Origin of the sequence: Thiothrix lacustris DSM 21227 (assembly GCF_000621325.1) — a bacterium.
Classification (GTDB): Bacteria; Pseudomonadota; Gammaproteobacteria; order Thiotrichales; family Thiotrichaceae; genus Thiothrix; species Thiothrix lacustris.
Map to the genome: position 1 here is coordinate 1 of NZ_JHYQ01000007.1, position 15,117 is coordinate 15,117.

Below are 15,117 nucleotides of genomic sequence, written 5' to 3' on the forward strand. Positions count from 1 at the left end.
ACCTTAGTACGAGAGGACCGGGTTGGACGAACCTCTGGTGTTCCTGTTGTCACGCCAGTGGCATTGCAGGGTAGCTATGTTCGGACGGGATAACCGCTGAAAGCATCTAAGCGGGAAGCCCCTCCCAAGATGAGATCTCCCTGACCCCTTGAGGGTCCTAAAGGGCCGTTGGAGACTACGACGTTGATAGGCTGGGTGTGGAAGTGCAGTAATGTATGCAGCTAACCAGTACTAATTGCCCGTGAGGCTTGATTCTATAACCCAAAATGGTCTATTTAGAGATGTATGACATCTGACCCAGTATTTAAAGTATCCCTTGATATTTTTCCAGTTTAGGTCATGAAGGCTGCTACGGCATCCCCTTCTTAACCTTGCCAGTTTGCCTGGTATCCATAGAGCTGTGGAACCACCTGATCCCATCCCGAACTCAGAAGTGAAACGCAGCATCGCCGATGGTAGTGTGGGGTCTCCCCATGTGAGAGTAGGTCAATGCCAGGCTTCAATCTAAAAGCCCCGTCTACGGTTTTCCGTGACGGGGCTTTTTTTTTGCCTAGCATTTATCAGGTCAGGCGAAAACAGCGAGTGAAAGCCCTTCATGCCAAGGTCACAATCCGAAAGGTAGCGTGGGTGTTTAACACATCTGCATGGATGTCAAAGGCTAGCACTACTGCTTGTTAGCGCTATGATTGGTTATGTTGTTTTGTCTTTAGGTTGCTATCAACGTATCCGCTTCAACATCCATAGCCCACCAAACAGGAACATAAGCAATGGTAAGGTGGCTGACAGTAGTGGTGAAATTCCGTAGACAATACCAATGCTACCGAGCGTGCGATTAAACAGGAAGAACACGATGCCGATGAGGATACCGATAAAAATCCGCTGTCCCGCCCCGGCATTGCGTTGGAAACTGAATACAAAAGGTGCAGCAATGATCAGCATGACCAGCGTCGAGAGCGGTGTCGTGAAATGCTGCCAGAAGGCTTGCTCAAAACGGCTACTGTTTAAGTCATTATCGCGTTGATGACGGATGAAGTCCGCCAATTCGCTGGCCGCTAGCTGATTTGGTTTGACGGCTGCAATACTGAGTACCTGTTCGGGAACCAGATTATCCTCATGAACCTGTGGCAATACTTCCTGTGTTACCCCATCTTCCTGAATATGCTTGCGATTAAGGTCGTATAGCATCCAACCGTTTGCATCCCGTTCTGCCCGGTCTGCGTGGGTAATCGTGTCGATGCGGCCTGCTTCTGGATTGATTTCGTAGATCGAAATACCCTCCATCTTTTGCTCTGACCACAGCTTGGCAATGTTAAGGATGCGGTTGCCATCCTTAACCCAGATACCCTGGTTGCCGACTGCCAGTTGCTTCTGCTGCATTCGTAACTTGAAACTGCTGGCGGCGAGTTCCGTATGCGGTGCAACCCATTCACCTAATACAAAAATGAGTACGACCAATACCAAGCCGAGCTTCAAGGTCATCATCACAATCTGGCGGATCGAAACACCCGCTGCCCGCATCGCTGTTAGTTCGCTATTCGCCGCCAGATTACCCAAGCCTAGCAAGCTACCAATCAAGGTCGCGGTAGGAAAGTAATCGTACAGCAACTTGGGCGTACCCATCAGGATGTAGTAAAAGGCTTGCAAGTTACCGTATTGCGTTTCGGGGCTGACATCGCCGAGTTCACCGAGGAACGCGAAAAACCGATCGAGCAGGGCGAGCGAGAACCAGGTAAGCAGGATACTGGTAAGGACGCTTTTCCACAGGTAGCGCTCTAAAAAATTCATGAGGGTTTCCCGTAATATTTGCGTAATAGCCAGAAGGCCAAGCCCAGCACTAACAAGTGTATCCACCATAAGCCCGGTAATTGGGGAAAATCCCCGCGTTCCATCATGCCGCGCACGCTTGCCAGAATACTGGCATAGATGGCATAGATCAGGATGGCCACCCCAATTTTGCCGTAACGCCCTTGCCGTGGCGCGGTGTAGCTGAGTGGAAACGCCAACAATGCCAACAGTGGCGCAGAAACAATGATGGCAATACGCCATTGCAGCTCTGCCCGTGCTGGGTTGTCGGTCTGTTGCCATAATTCCTCGATGGGCATCGAGGCGAGACTGCTACTGGAGGTGTAATCACGCAGGGGAATGCGGATACTGTGTTCACCGAAACGTATGACGGTCATGCCACCGTGTTCCGGGTCGGATTCGTAACGGTAGCCATCACTGATTTGCAAAACCCGTTCACCGCTACCAGAGTCAATGAACAGCACGGCAGATCTTGCCCAGATCAATACTTCATTGCTACCGTCTTTCACGCGGATGAAAAAACGTTCCATCACCGTATGGCTAGTGTCGATAGCCTCGGCCAAGGCAGTGTAATTACGCTCAGCCGTGCCAGAACTGACGAATTCACCCGAAGGAATGCCCGCTGCTTCCGGGCGTTCATTGATTTCGCGGCGTAACTCAGCATTATTGGTTTCCAGCCACGGCGATACGAAAATAACCAACACCGCCAATAACAAGGTAAGTGGCAACACAAAGCTGAAGATGGCGCGGTAAAAATGGCGTGGTGCAAATCCGGCGGCACGTAAGGCGGCCATTTCCGAATCACGGTACAAGCGGCTAAAAGCCAACATCATACCAATGAGCAGCGCGACCGGAATCAGGCGGATCAGTTGTTTCAACGAGCCGAACCATAACAGGTTGCCGACCAAATCGGTGGGAAGGTTGCCGGTACTGGCATCGGCCAGCAGGCGCACAAAGGTGTTGCCGACGATGATCAGCGTCAATACCAACAAGGTGGCAGCGAAGCTGAGGGCAATTTCCTTGAACAGGTAACGATTAATGATCATATTGGATTACGTTGTGTTGTGCCAAGTGTGCCAGAGGGTCAACAAGCTAGAGAGGGTCGTGGCACTGGCAATGCTCATTTGCAGCCAAAAGGCTTGTGGGTAGCCGGTATTCAGCCCAAACAGCGCAAGCGCCAGTAATAAGAAGAGTGCCGCCAATACTTGTTGGCCTCGGCGTAAACGGCTCCAGTGCCAACCAGCAGCGAGTTTCCACCCTGCCCATGCGGAAAACCACCCAAGTGCAGCCCCAGCAAATACATCCATCGGCCAATGTGCGCCCACTGCAATACGGCTGAAGCCTGCTAACAGTGCCACACAAAACAGCGCGGCGGTTATGCGGTCACGTTGTAATACCAAGGCATAAACCCCGGCAACCACGAAAGCCGCAGTCGTATGCCCGGAAGGGAAGCTGAAATTGAACAAATCCGAACCAATCACGTGTACCTGTGAACCCAACACCGTCAAGGGGCGCTCGACTTCCAGCAAATTTTTCAGGCTGCGGCTCAACAAGGTGGCGATTAGCCCTGCGAGTATGCCAGCAGGCAGCAAGGCCGGATAGCGCACGGCCAATAGGCTGAGGAGCACCATTGCCACCAGCGCATCCCCCAAAATCGTCAGGTTTGCCCACAGCGCATCGGGAAACAGTTCTGCGAGATTCTTTGCGGCAAAAAATAACGGGGTATTCAGCTCGCTCATATCAAGGGTTGCGACCAACAACAGCATTAATATGACGGGCACACCGATGGTTTCAGCTTCATCTCTCACGGTACGTTTACCTTTTTTGCCAACACCAAACCACCCTGCTTGAATACGACCAGATAGTTTTCTACTGGTTGCAAATAGTCTGCCTTGGTAAACACGTATTCACCCACGACCGGCGCTCGGCGTGGCGTAACCGTTTCCCGATACGTGGTGAAACTGGGCATGTTTACCCCATCCATGACAATCACCGAATCCACGAGATAGTGGCGGGCAAATCGCGCCGCTTCTTTCACCGCACTCTGCTGGGTGTAAGCGACCACCGGCAGCAGCACGCTGCCAAGGAATAAAGTCTGCAATACCGTTACCCCCAACAAGCGCAGGTGGTTCTGCACCTGAGGCCACAACAGCAAGGCCAGTAACGCCAGTAAATAAATACCTGTTGCCACCCGGTAATAAAGCCCAGTGACTTGTTGTGACTGCTCCAGCAAACCCTGAAAATAGGGTGTCGGATTTTTCGCAACGACACTCGTCAGCACTTCCGGCAAAAACAGCAAGACCAGCGCAACCAGTGCGGCGGGAACAACCGCTAGCCAACGGTTAGGATTTTCCCCGCAATGCATCGCGAGCAGTAGCAACAACGGCGTGATGCCATACAGTAAGTAATGTGGTAATTGCGTGTTGGAAAACGAAAAGAACACAAAGACGAAGGCAAACCAGAACCAAAGAAAGCGCTCGATGCCTTGCCCACTGATGTTCTTCAACAACTGCACCAGCAACCCGCCAAACGGCATGATGATCAACGGCAATGCCACGAGGTAATACCAAACTTCCCCGCCATGCCCTTCCATCGTGTCCGAGAAGCGGCTGACATTGTGTTTGAAGAAAAAACCGTCGATAAACGCCTGTCCCTGCGCTTGGTATTCGAGGAGATACCAAGGTGCCGCGACCGCCAGAAAGACCGCTAGACCGTAGGGGCTGAACACGGTTTTTAGCCAGATTCTCCACTGCCCGTGGCTGATATACAGAAAGGCGCTCACTACCAGTGGAATCGCGACGGCTACCGGCCCTTTGCACAAGAAACCTAGCCCTAGCCACAAGAATACCCGGAACAACACCATGCGCGTTGGTTGTTCCCAGTAACGCCAGACATCGAAGAGGGTAAGGGCAATCAGCAGGTTCAGCATCGCATCGGCAATCGCCGCCCGCCCGATGATGACGATCATCGCGGAGGTTGCCACCATGACCGCTGCCAGTATCGCGTTGCGACGCGGCATCCGGGGTTTGGCGAAATAATACGTCGCCGTGACCCACGCGCTAGCCGCCAGTGCTGAAGGCAAGCGCACACTCCATTCGTGCAAGCCAAACGCTGAAACACTGATGGCTTGCAGCCAGTAAATCAGGATAGGTTTGTCGAAACGCGGTTCGCCATTCAGGAAAGTCGTGATGAAATCGCCACGCTGAAGCATTTCCCAAGTCGCCGCGCTGAAAGCCCCTTCATCCAGGTCAAACAGCGCTGGCGTGCCGAGTTGCCAGAAAAACGCGAGGATCACCAACGGCAGCAGGAAGCCATCCCCGCTGTGCAGCAACCAATGCCGCAGGCCAGATGCAACGCGCATCAGGCGGGTTTGTGCCAGTCATGTTCCACCGCTTCCTCACGGCTGGGGCGGATCACGTAAGCATCGCGACTGGAGGATTCAAAGTAAACCCGCGCCAACATTTCAGCAATAATACCGGTGGTGAGGAACTGGATGGAGGTTATCACCAGCATTACCCCCGCCAGCAGCAGTGGACGGCCTCCAATGGGATTCCCCAGAATGAATTTGTCGACGCCCAGCCATGTAAGGATCAACATCCCCAGCATCCCAAACGCCAAGCCAATCGTGCCGAACAAATGCCCCGGACGCGCCCGGAATCGCATGAAAAACCACATGAACAGCAAGTCGATCACCACCCGGAACGTGCGCGAAATGCCGTATTTGGATTCCCCACTGAGGCGTTCGTTGTGGTTAACCACCCGCTCGCCGATGCGTGAAGGCGGTACAGTCGTGGCAACCCATGCAGGAATGAAACGATGCATTTCGCCATACAAGCGTACCCGTTCCATCACGGAAGCGCGGTAAACCTTGAGGCTACAGCCGTAGTCGTGCAGGTAAACGCCGGTGACTTTGCGGATCAGGCGGTTGGCAATGCGCGAGGGGATTTTGCGTAAGACCAGCGTATCCTTGCGGTTTTTGCGCCAGCCGACTAACAGGTCGAGGTCGCGTTCCTGCAATTCTTTGACCATCGCGGGGATGTCAGCGGGGTCATTTTGCAGGTCGCCATCCAGCGTTACCAGCAGGCTGCCGCGTGATTGGTCGATACCGGCCTGCATCGCGGCGGTTTGCCCAAAGTTGCGTTGCAGCTCAACAACGTGGATGTGTTTGCCGAACGTATCTGCCGCTTCGCGCAGGCGTTTCAGGGTCTGGTCGGAGCTGCCGTCATCGACCAGCACCAGTTCCCAGAGGCATTCAAAATTGGCAAGCGCTTCAGTGACGCGCTCGACTAGCGGCAGAACATTACCTTCCTCATTATAGAAAGGCACTATGATGCTGACGGTATCAGGAGAATTTGTCATTAAATCAATGTCCGGTTCGGTTACAATGCTGCATCGGATTATACGTTAAAGCGAGTGAATGATGACAGAACAGCGCAATACATCAACCTCACGCTGGAAATTGTTGGTTTCCTGGCTGGTGTTGATCCTGTTTGTTGCAGGTGTCGAGTACTGGATAGGCTGGAAAACAGTACTAGCACCGTGGGCAAGCTTTAGCTGGGCAGATGGTTTGATTGCTCTGGCCTTGTTGGTGCTGAGTTATGCGCTGCGAGCGTGGCGTATGTATGACTACTTCCCGCAACAGTTAGGCGGCCAGTGGATGCAGACGTGGCGGTTGATGTTGATCCATAACGCACTGAATAATTTGTTGCCTGCGCGTACTGGGGAAATCAGTTTTCCGGTGATGATGAAACGCTACTTTGACGTGGGTTACGCACATTCGGTGTCGGCCTTGGTGTGGTTCCGTTTTCTGGATTTACATACTATTCTAGCGTTTGCGATTTACCCGCTGTTGGTGGTGACACCGCTGAAACGGATAGCGATACCACTGGTGGTATTGTGGCTGCTGTTGCCTATCGTGGTATACCTGTTGCGCAACCGTATCGAAGTGGCGTTTGCAGGCAAAGATGGCAAGCTGAGCAAGCTGGCACAACAAGCCATGTACGGTTTGCCGGATAACTGGAGCGAGTTCTGGCGTAGCTGGGGCATGACCTGGGCAAACTGGATGGTGAAGCTGGTGACACTGGCGTGGTTATTGGGGCAGTTCGTACCGAATGTCAGTTGGAATATGTTGCAAGCGGGCGTGGTCGGTGGCGAGTTGACCAGCGTATTGCCGATCCATGCCCCCGGTGGTTTTGGGACGTATGAGGGCGGGGTGATTGCGGCGTTGTCGCCTATTCGCACGGTGACTATCCATGCGGCGACGATTGGCGCGGTGAATGTACATTTGTTCGTATTAGGGTCTTCACTGGTGGGTGCACTGGTGGGCTGGTTGATTCCTTTAAAAGCTAAAAAATAATGATTGAACGTAGGGCTGGGCTGTTTCTGCTGTTATTGCTATTGGGTATAACAGCGTATCGGGTATGGGTGGTGGCCAGCAGTGGCCTGAACCTGTATGTGGATGAGGCGCAATACTGGTATTGGGCGCAACACCTCGAATGGGGCTATTACTCCAAACCGCCGGTGATTGCGGCGATTATTGCTGCCACCACTTCGGTGTGCGGCGATAGCGAAGTGTGTGTGCGGGCGGGCAGTTTGTTGCTGTATCCGCTGAGTACCGGGTTACTGTTTTTGCTGGCCAAGCGTTTGTTTGATGCCAAAGTGGCATTATTGGCGGCGGTGTTGTTCATTACCCTGCCTGCGGTTAGCCTGTCTTCTACCCTAATTTCGACCGATGTGGCGCTGTTCTTTTGCTGGACCTTGGCGCTGTATGCCTTCGTGAAAGCGCTGGAAAGCGATGCGTGGGGTGATTGGCTGTTGCTGGGTGTGGCGCTGGGCTTGGGGATGTTGAGCAAGTACACCATGGGAATCTTTCTGGTTTCCGCCCTGTTGTATGTCGTTGTGGCGAGGCGTTTTGATGTGTTGCTGAATCGGCGGGCATGGTTCGCGGTGCTGGTGATGGCGCTGATGTTTGCCCCGAACCTGTGGTGGAACTGGCAGCATGATTTTCCAACTTTTAAGCACACGGCCGATATTGCTGCGGCAAGCACGCAAGGGGCATTGCATTGGGATGAGTTCAGCGAATTCATCGGTGGGCAATTTGGGGTGTTTGGCATTTTGTTGTTCCCCTTATTGGCGTGGGTAATCATGAAGGGCAAGGTGGCACACAAAGCCTTGTTGCTAAGTTTTGCCTTACCGTTTTTGCTGATCATTACCTTACAGGCATTGTTTGGGCGGGCGAATGCCAACTGGGCAGCACCGACGTATGTTGCTGCTACCTTGCTGGTCGCCGGGTGGTTGCAGGGGCGTTGGAAATTACTGACCTTGGCTTTGCTGTTGAATATTTCGTTGGGCTTATTGGTCTATCACCCCGCGCCGCTGAACTACCTGCTCAAGTCCGATTTGCATAAGCGTTTGAAGGGATGGGAGGTTATCGGGGAGCAATACCTCGCACTTCAGCAGCAATACCCGCAGGCCATTTTGTTGTCGGATAGCCGTGAAGTGTTGAGCGAACTGGTGTATTACGCCCGCCCACAAGGTTTACGCGGGGTAAGCTGGAACCCGCAACACCAGTTGCGCCACCATTACGATCTGGTGACGACGCTGGATGGCAAGGTTGGGGATGATTTCTTGTTGGTGACAAAAAATCCATTAGCGGCTGATGTAGCAGGTTATTTCGAGTCCAGTCAGGCACTGGAGCCGTTACATGTCGAGGTTCATCCTACCTATACACTGGATTACCATGTGTTCCTGCTGAAACACTTCAAAGGGTTGGTGTCGCCATGAAATTCTGGAAAACATACCCGCAACTGTGGCTGTGGCTCAATCTGGTGGCAGCATCGACGCTGGTGTTCTGGTTGTCCAACTGGGATTTGACGGTGGCGGGGTTGTTTCAGCGGGCTGATCATTGGTTATTGGATGATTTTCCCTTGTGGAAAGCGGTGTTTTACGACGGTGTGCCGTATATCGCGGGCAGTGTGCTGGGCAGTAGCTTGTTGATCATGCTGGCGAGCACGGTATTGCGCCGTTGGTATCGCCTGCGCTTGTATGCGGCTTATGTGTTGCTGGTGTTTTTGGTAGGGCCGGGCTTGCTCGTCAATAGCCTGTTCAAGGATAACTGGGGCAGGCCGCGCCCGGTGCAAGTGTTGCAACTCGGTGGGCAGGAGGCTTATGCGCCGCCGGGGTATTGGGTGGCAAACGGTCACGGGCGCTCGTTTCCCAGCGGGCATAGCTCGATTGGGTTTGCGTTTGTGGCGTTCTGGTTTGTGTGGCGGGAACGTAAACCCCAATGGGCGCGGCTGGCGCTGGTGGCGAGTGTGTCGCTGGGTTGTGCGATTGGCCTGACCCGTATGGCGGCGGGAGGGCATTTCTTGTCTGACGTAATGTGGTCAGCGTGGGTGGTGTTATTCGCGGCGTGGGTATTGTATTACCCAGTAATGCGCATCCCGCGCCGCGAAATGGCTTACAACACTTAGCTATTACCCGGTTGTACGTCGATATGGGTGATTTCACCGTCGGCATCGATGTGGATGAAGAGTTGAATCGGGTTGCAGCAGATCTGGCAGTCTTCGTAGTAGTCCTGACTGCCTGCGGTAATGTCGATTTCGGTACTAAAGGCCGAATAGCAGTAAGGGCAGGTGATATTGCTGTGTGTTAGAACCTGCGACATGATTAATCCTCCAAAAACAGTTGAATAACCTCATTCAGGAATTGCCAGCCGATTGCTGTAGGGCGGATATGCCCCTCCTCAACATCCAGTAACCCGCGCTGCAATGCCTGATCCAGCCCCGCCTTGAGGTGATGGAATGCCAGACCGGTACGCTCCGTCAACAATGTTATGGGAAAACCGTCCCGCAAGCGCAACGCATTCAGCATGAACTCAAAGCTCAGGTCAGCAGGGGTAAGGATTTGCTCACCGCTGCGGGCTGCGCCGATGCTGGCTTGTTGCATGTACTCGGCGGGTTGGCGGTGGTTGTGGTAACGGGTGATGCTGCCTTGCGCGGGGTTGGTTATTTTCCCGTGTGCGCCTGCACCGATTGCCACGTAATCACCGAATTCCCAGTAGTTCCGGTTATGCCGACATTCAAAACCCGGTCTGGCATAGGCGGAAACTTCGTATTGAGTATAACATGACAAATTGATTAAATGTTGACCTGCGAATTGCATTTCGGCAACTAAATCATCGTCGGGCATGGGGGGTGGTTGTTTATAAAAAAGCGTGTTGGGTTCGAGGGTGAGTTGATACCACGACAAATGCGTGGGGTTCAGGTCAATGGCTTGTTGCAAGTCTTGCAGTGCCTGTTCTTGGGTTTGCTTGGGTAAGCCGAACATTAGATCCAGATTGAAATTGTCAAAGCCTGCGCTGCGGGCAATGTCGGCGGCGCGTAAGGCTTCGGTATTGTTGTGCACCCTGCCCAAGACTTGCAAATGCTCGGCGTTGAAACTCTGGATACCGACGGAAAGGCGGTTGATACCCGCTTCTCGGAAGCCTTTGAATTTTTCCTGCTCAAACGTGCCGGGGTTGGCTTCCAGCGTCACTTCGATATTGGGGCGGAACGGCAGTAGGGCGCGGATACCGCACAGCAATTCGTCGATACTTTCCGCCGAAAACAGGCTGGGCGTGCCGCCACCGATGAAAATGGATTCGAGCTTGCGTCCCCAAATGTGTGGGAGTTCGTTGGCTAAATTGGTGAGCAGGGCTTGCACGTATTGTTTTTCGGGTAAGCCGCTGGGTGCTGCGTGCGAGTTGAAGTCGCAGTAAGGGCACTTGCGGATGCACCACGGGATGTGGATGTATAGGGATAGGGGGATGTGGGTCATGGTTTATCTTGTTGGGGGCGTTGCATAATGACCTTGAACTGGTTGCCTGCACGGTCGTCAATGAATTGGATAAAGGCGTAGCTGCTTAATGCTCGCGGAATTCCACTGCCCAAACCCCGATAAGGCATTTGCCGGGTGGCGTGAGAGGCCATGATCGGATTGCGCATATTGGACAGCCCGAAGCGGATTTGTTCAATGGTTAAGTGGTTAGGCAAATGACCGGGGCTAATGATTTCCACCCGATCCGTAAACATCAGGATGCGGATTGGGGCAGAAATGAAGTAATCACGGTGAATCAGTGCATTGACCAGCACTTCTTGCAAGGCGATTTCGGGGATTTCAAGTTTGCCGAGGCTGTTCACACCTTGCCCGGATTGTAAGCGGTGTAGGTTGCGGGTGATGAAGGAGAGGGCGCGTTCGTATTGCTCCAATAAGCAGCCTTCGATGTCTTCACTGTCACGGTAATGTTGGGAGGCGATGTCTGTACCGTCGATGTAGACCGCCTTGACCATGAATACCGGACGGAATTGCTGCGGGTTTCTGCCGAATAATAATAAGCCTGCCAGATTTAACTCGCCATCTTTGCCCAGTTTCAGGCTGTGAATGACTTCTTCCCAAGATAAACCCGCATCATCAATGGTTTTTCTGTAGCGTGTTTCAAAGTAATCGGCAAGCCGGACACGGTGAATATCTTGAATGCTGGTATCAGGAACAAGTAAATCTTCGGTATCGTAGGTCATAGGTACTTCTTCACAATCGCCGCTTTCCGCTCTGCCGCCCCATCCATCACCGCCTGATTCGCCTTAATCCGCCCTTCCAATGCTGTGATTTCTGACACGATCCGTTGTAGTTCTTTGGGCGCGGGTAGAGGTATTTTAATTTTGTTTAAATTACTTTGTGACAGCTTCGGTTGTGCCATGCCTGTTATATATTCATTAATTTGAGTGTTATTTAAGTAAAACTCCATTGCTTTATGCAAACATGTGTCTTTGAATTTTAGTATATGAGCATGATTGTTAACCCATATTTTTCCTTGAGCAGTAAAAGCAATTGGCGTTGTTCTTGATAATAGATTCGCACCATCCTCAGATATGAGTAATACATTGTCATCCAAGATATAATTATCTACATAATCAACAATTCCAGAAGCTCCGTAGTAAGGATATTCGCCAGATTTTCGGTTTCTTTGTGTTATTGGAATACGCTTGTAGTCCCAGTTCTCACAAATGTTGCTTAGTGTCGTTTTTGGAGCAGCATTCAATTCAGACAAAATATTGCTTGCCTCTATTTTAGCGTTGGCAATGCTTTGTTTAGCTTTCTCGTATTCAGCATCAACGGCTTCGCATTCCTGCACAATTTTCTGTTGTACCTCTATCGGTGGTACAGGAATTTTGATGTCACTGAATGTTCGGGTAGTAATTGCATCAAATTTGCTGCCGTAAGCATTACGCTTGAACTGCTCTATTTCTTGTTTCAGCACATAGTATAAAAAGTCATTACTGATAGATTCCTTTGCCCTCAAACCATAACATGACTGGTTGAACGTCATGGGTTTTGCAAGCTGTGCCAATGCGCCGACTGTTCCGCGTGCAGAAATGATTAGGTCGTTGGCTTGCAAATATTTAGTACTGCTATTTTTTAAACCTTCTTCAGAGATTGTTTTTTCCGTGGTGTGGACATAGCGTTCATCTGAGTTGAAATCTACGACACTTAACCAAGGTATATCGCCATTCCAGTAGGTTTGGTTCTTAGTGTCAGGTGTTCCACCGCCGATGATCTCAATCAAGTCAGATAGTTTTCGGATTGTCCATTGAGATTCAACCGTGTAGGCATTTTGGGGAGAGAGGGAGAGTTGTTTGTTGAAGTCGGTGCGGGTGAAGTCGAGCATGTCGACCAAGCGGGCAGGGGTGACGAAGGGCTGTAAATGTTCGGGAATGTCAGCCGTTTCGCCGAGAAAAGCGCGTTCGATGTGGTAGTTGATTTTGTCAGGGTTGCGTGGATTGTCTTCGTCGTAGAGTGGGGTGATGTGTTTGCCCGCTGCGTCAGTCGTTAACTTGATGCCTTCGTTGCCTTTCGCGTTGCTCCACTCGTAACCGAGGAATTCCTTGGCTTCTTTTGTGCCTGATGGGCTTTTAACGATGATGACTTTGCCGGGGTTGATGCTGGCTAGTACAAAATAATACAGCTTCTCTTTTTCAATGCCCTGAATGTAGGCCATGAGCTTTTTACGCATTTCAATGGCTTGGTCAATTGGGTCAAGGTCTTTGAATGACTTCTGATTTTTACGTTGCACTGTGCCACTGAGTTTGTCGAATGCCTTTTTGTATTCGTCAAACATTTCGGTTTGCATCAAATCTTGATTGGCATCACCCAGCAGCAAGGTTTTGTAATCCTCACATTCAACGCCTATATGGTGACAGTATTTTTTGATGAAATGCTCATCGGCAAACACACCTTGGCGCTGTGCTTCGTTGGTATCAGCCAACGTGGTAAACCACTGTTCAACCCGATTACGGTAATGGTCAGCAGGTTGCGGTTGTGCCGCCCTGCGGCGTAAAAAGAGCGTGACGGTGTTTGTGCCTGTTTTGCCGAATGTGCCCGAGCCAAATTCACCGATGGCAACAATATCAAAATACTTGAGCAGGATTTCCCGCGCTGCCGTGTAAGTGGCATCAGCATTGGAAAGAATGGATGAGGGGAAAATGATTCCCGCCACGCCATCACCTGCCAGTAATTGCTGGGCGCGTTCAATAAAGAAGCTTTCGATAGAATTGTTATTGGCAATGTTCTGCACAGTTTGGGTCAGCGTATACTTTTCCCGATCTTCTTCGCTCAAGGTTTCCAGAAAACCTTTGACGCTATAGGGCGGATTAGCAACCAAAACAGCGTAACTGTTTAGCGGTGTTTTGGCATCTTTCGATAAGGCATCGGCATACGTGATCTTGATATTATCCTGCCCGTACATGAAAGCCGAGACTTTAGCGACCTTGGATAGGCGATATTCTTTTTCCACCCCCTCAATGACCCGGTGGAAGTTTTCAATTTCGCCCTTTTTGTGCTGTGTGACATAAGGCTCAATTTGTGAAGCCAGCTCATTCAGGAAATGCCCCGCACCACAGGCATAGTCCAGACAACGCGGCGGATGCTGGCTATCGACAATGACTTTTTCCAGTGGCAAACAGGCAATAATGAAACGGGTAATCGGCATCGGGGTAAAAAATTGCCCTTCGCTCTGTTTTACGCCCTGATCAAGGAATATCTCGAACATATCCCCCAAAAACTGGTTGCGGGCGTCACCCTTGATGCGGGTATCCTGAAACAGCCGCACAATATCCCGCAAGACGGCCGCATTCTGGTAAAACAGTGCTTCGTTATGCACCTCGATAAAAGCAAAGTCGTTGTTGGTGAAGAATTTTAGCTGCTTGAAATAGCCCTTGATGGTATTTTTGGTGGCATCCTTGTCACCGAGAAAAGCCCAGAAGGCTTCATCAATTTTTTCGTTACCGATGTAGGTGATTTGCTCCCCGAGGAAACGATCCATGCCCTCTTTATACAGCAGTTGCAGACGGTCTTGCAGATCAAAGGGCGAGTCGTAAGCAACCCCTTTCCAGTAGAACTTCAGGTCTTCGGCATTGTTGGTTTCATCCACGACTTTGCACAGTAATAAGTTGACCAGCTTGTCAAAAGCGTTTTCGCGCCCAGACACATTGTATTTGCGCAGGATAGTGGCAAACGCATGGTGCTTGCTTTGGGTATCTTTGCTCGAAATGCGCTTTAGATCATTAGCGGTGAATTTCTTCTTGCCGATTTCATAGGCCGGAATATCCGCCTCAAACAAGCCTTGGGTGGCATAGTCCAGCAGGTAGGTTTCTTTCCATGCCCTGTACCGATCAGAGCGGTCTTTGGCTTCCCGATAGCTGGCAGGGTTTTGGTGTTTGCGCTCTTCCAGCAGTTTGTCATTATCTTGCAAGGTGATGATGTGGCTATCGTAAACGACGTTATCATCCAGCCAGTCAGAAGCGTATAAACACAAGAAAGCCGTGCTGGGTTCTTGTTGGGCATAACCAAATAACTGGTCGCCGTCTTCCAGCGTTTTTTTCCAGTGCTTGTTAAATTCGCTGCCCGCATTTTTACACTCGATGATCAACAGAGCCTTGCCAGTATTGTCACGCACCAAAATGTCAGCCCGCCCGCCGCTTGCGCCATGCCCCAGTTTCCATTTGGGTTCCAGCTCGATATGGTCAGGTTTATAGCCTTGGTTTAGTAAGCGACAGACACACTCGAACACCACGAAATTTTCATTGGAGGCAAAATTACAGGTTTGACGTTCGTTGATATTCAACCCTTGTGCTTCGGGATAGATGAGTTGTTGCTGATTAAAGTCGACACTCAACGTACTATCAAAGGCGGTAAAGTGTTTGGTGTAAATGGCATTCTTTGCTTGAAAACCAAGCGCGAGCAGGATACGTTGAAAATTATCTTTGACTATCATGTTCT

At 51.1% G+C, this 15,117-nt stretch carries 12 protein-coding genes and 2 rRNA genes; 5 read left to right on the forward strand and 9 right to left on the reverse strand.

The features are described 5' to 3' along the window. A 23S ribosomal RNA gene (locus Q394_RS0104575) occupies positions 1-256 on the forward strand; the annotation flags it as partial. A gap of 126 nt (positions 257-382) precedes the next feature. Further along, a 5S ribosomal RNA gene (rrf, locus tag Q394_RS0104580) occupies positions 383-498 on the forward strand. A gap of 219 nt (positions 499-717) precedes the next feature. Here the strand turns inward: rrf and lptG are convergent. From lptG to Q394_RS0104605, 5 genes are read right to left on the reverse strand one after another with little or no spacing between them, the layout of a single operon-like run. Further along, the gene (lptG, locus tag Q394_RS0104585) at positions 718-1,785 is read right to left on the reverse strand and encodes an LPS export ABC transporter permease LptG (protein WP_028488235.1); all 1,068 of its coding nucleotides are present in this window, start codon (positions 1,783-1,785) and stop codon (positions 718-720) included. Next, on the reverse strand, positions 1,782-2,849 hold the full coding sequence (gene lptF, locus Q394_RS0104590) for an LPS export ABC transporter permease LptF (protein ID WP_028488236.1): 1,068 nt from the start codon (positions 2,847-2,849) through the stop codon (positions 1,782-1,784). Before lptF ends, lptG begins: the two co-directional genes overlap by 4 nt. Before the next feature lie 6 nt (positions 2,850-2,855). Beyond that, complete coding sequence (locus Q394_RS19130) at positions 2,856-3,611, reverse strand: phosphatase PAP2 family protein (RefSeq protein ID WP_051542788.1); 756 nt, start codon at positions 3,609-3,611, stop codon at positions 2,856-2,858. Then, complete coding sequence (locus Q394_RS0104600) at positions 3,608-5,164, reverse strand: ArnT family glycosyltransferase (RefSeq protein WP_051542791.1); 1,557 nt, start codon at positions 5,162-5,164, stop codon at positions 3,608-3,610. The genes Q394_RS19130 and Q394_RS0104600 overlap by 4 nt, the downstream gene beginning before the upstream one ends. After that, entirely contained in the window at positions 5,164-6,162 is a 999-nt protein-coding gene (locus tag Q394_RS0104605) for a glycosyltransferase family 2 protein (protein WP_051542794.1), read from the reverse strand. The genes Q394_RS0104600 and Q394_RS0104605 overlap by 1 nt, the downstream gene beginning before the upstream one ends. Before the next feature lie 58 nt (positions 6,163-6,220). On the opposite strand from Q394_RS0104605, the gene Q394_RS0104610 reads away from it, so the two are divergent. From Q394_RS0104610 to Q394_RS19140, 3 genes are read left to right on the forward strand one after another with little or no spacing between them, the layout of a single operon-like run. Continuing rightward, on the forward strand, positions 6,221-7,159 hold the full coding sequence (locus Q394_RS0104610; RefSeq protein ID WP_051542797.1) for a lysylphosphatidylglycerol synthase domain-containing protein: 939 nt from the start codon (positions 6,221-6,223) through the stop codon (positions 7,157-7,159). After that, positions 7,159-8,586 carry an ArnT family glycosyltransferase gene (locus Q394_RS19135; protein ID WP_051542800.1) on the forward strand — a complete coding sequence of 476 codons (1,428 nt, stop codon included), beginning with the start codon at positions 7,159-7,161 and terminating at the stop codon, positions 8,584-8,586. Before Q394_RS0104610 ends, Q394_RS19135 begins: the two co-directional genes overlap by 1 nt. Next, on the forward strand, positions 8,583-9,275 hold the full coding sequence (locus Q394_RS19140; RefSeq protein WP_051542803.1) for a phosphatase PAP2 family protein: 693 nt from the start codon (positions 8,583-8,585) through the stop codon (positions 9,273-9,275). Before Q394_RS19135 ends, Q394_RS19140 begins: the two co-directional genes overlap by 4 nt. Here the strand turns inward: Q394_RS19140 and Q394_RS0104625 are convergent. The 4 genes from Q394_RS0104625 to Q394_RS0104640 are packed head-to-tail and all read right to left on the reverse strand — an operon-like array spanning position 9,272 to position 15,112. Next, the gene (locus tag Q394_RS0104625; RefSeq protein WP_028488240.1) at positions 9,272-9,469 is read right to left on the reverse strand and encodes a CPXCG motif-containing cysteine-rich protein; all 198 of its coding nucleotides are present in this window, start codon (positions 9,467-9,469) and stop codon (positions 9,272-9,274) included. The genes Q394_RS19140 and Q394_RS0104625 overlap by 4 nt on opposite strands. Positions 9,470-9,471: 2 nt before the next feature. Continuing rightward, positions 9,472-10,620: a radical SAM family heme chaperone HemW gene (gene hemW / locus Q394_RS0104630; RefSeq protein ID WP_028488241.1), complete on the reverse strand. Its 1,149-nt coding sequence runs from the start codon at positions 10,618-10,620 to the stop codon at positions 9,472-9,474. Continuing rightward, positions 10,617-11,360: an ATP-binding protein gene (locus Q394_RS19145; protein WP_245606731.1), complete on the reverse strand. Its 744-nt coding sequence runs from the start codon at positions 11,358-11,360 to the stop codon at positions 10,617-10,619. Before Q394_RS19145 ends, hemW begins: the two co-directional genes overlap by 4 nt. Further along, positions 11,357-15,112 carry a restriction endonuclease subunit S gene (locus Q394_RS0104640; protein WP_028488242.1) on the reverse strand — a complete coding sequence of 1,252 codons (3,756 nt, stop codon included), beginning with the start codon at positions 15,110-15,112 and terminating at the stop codon, positions 11,357-11,359. Before Q394_RS0104640 ends, Q394_RS19145 begins: the two co-directional genes overlap by 4 nt. Positions 15,113-15,117 lie beyond the last annotated feature (5 nt).

Excerpts from the sequence above, each read along its gene's own strand:
- lptG (WP_028488235.1), bottom strand. The coding sequence starts at position 1,785 with ATGAATTTTTTAGAGCGCTACCTGTGGAAAAGCGTCCTTACCAGTATC.
- lptF (WP_028488236.1), bottom strand. The coding sequence starts at position 2,849 with ATGATCATTAATCGTTACCTGTTCAAGGAAATTGCCCTCAGCTTCGCT.
- Q394_RS0104600 (WP_051542791.1), bottom strand. The coding sequence starts at position 5,164 with ATGCGCGTTGCATCTGGCCTGCGGCATTGGTTGCTGCACAGCGGGGAT.
- Q394_RS0104605 (WP_051542794.1), bottom strand. The coding sequence starts at position 6,162 with ATGACAAATTCTCCTGATACCGTCAGCATCATAGTGCCTTTCTATAAT.
- Q394_RS0104610 (WP_051542797.1), top strand. The coding sequence starts at position 6,221 with ATGATGACAGAACAGCGCAATACATCAACCTCACGCTGGAAATTGTTG.
- Q394_RS19135 (WP_051542800.1), top strand. The coding sequence starts at position 7,159 with ATGATTGAACGTAGGGCTGGGCTGTTTCTGCTGTTATTGCTATTGGGT.
- Q394_RS19140 (WP_051542803.1), top strand. The coding sequence starts at position 8,583 with ATGAAATTCTGGAAAACATACCCGCAACTGTGGCTGTGGCTCAATCTG.
- Q394_RS0104625 (WP_028488240.1), bottom strand. The coding sequence starts at position 9,469 with ATGTCGCAGGTTCTAACACACAGCAATATCACCTGCCCTTACTGCTAT.
- hemW (WP_028488241.1), bottom strand. The coding sequence starts at position 10,620 with ATGACCCACATCCCCCTATCCCTATACATCCACATCCCGTGGTGCATC.
- Q394_RS19145 (WP_245606731.1), bottom strand. The coding sequence starts at position 11,360 with ATGACCTACGATACCGAAGATTTACTTGTTCCTGATACCAGCATTCAA.
- Q394_RS0104640 (WP_028488242.1), bottom strand. The coding sequence starts at position 15,112 with ATGATAGTCAAAGATAATTTTCAACGTATCCTGCTCGCGCTTGGTTTT.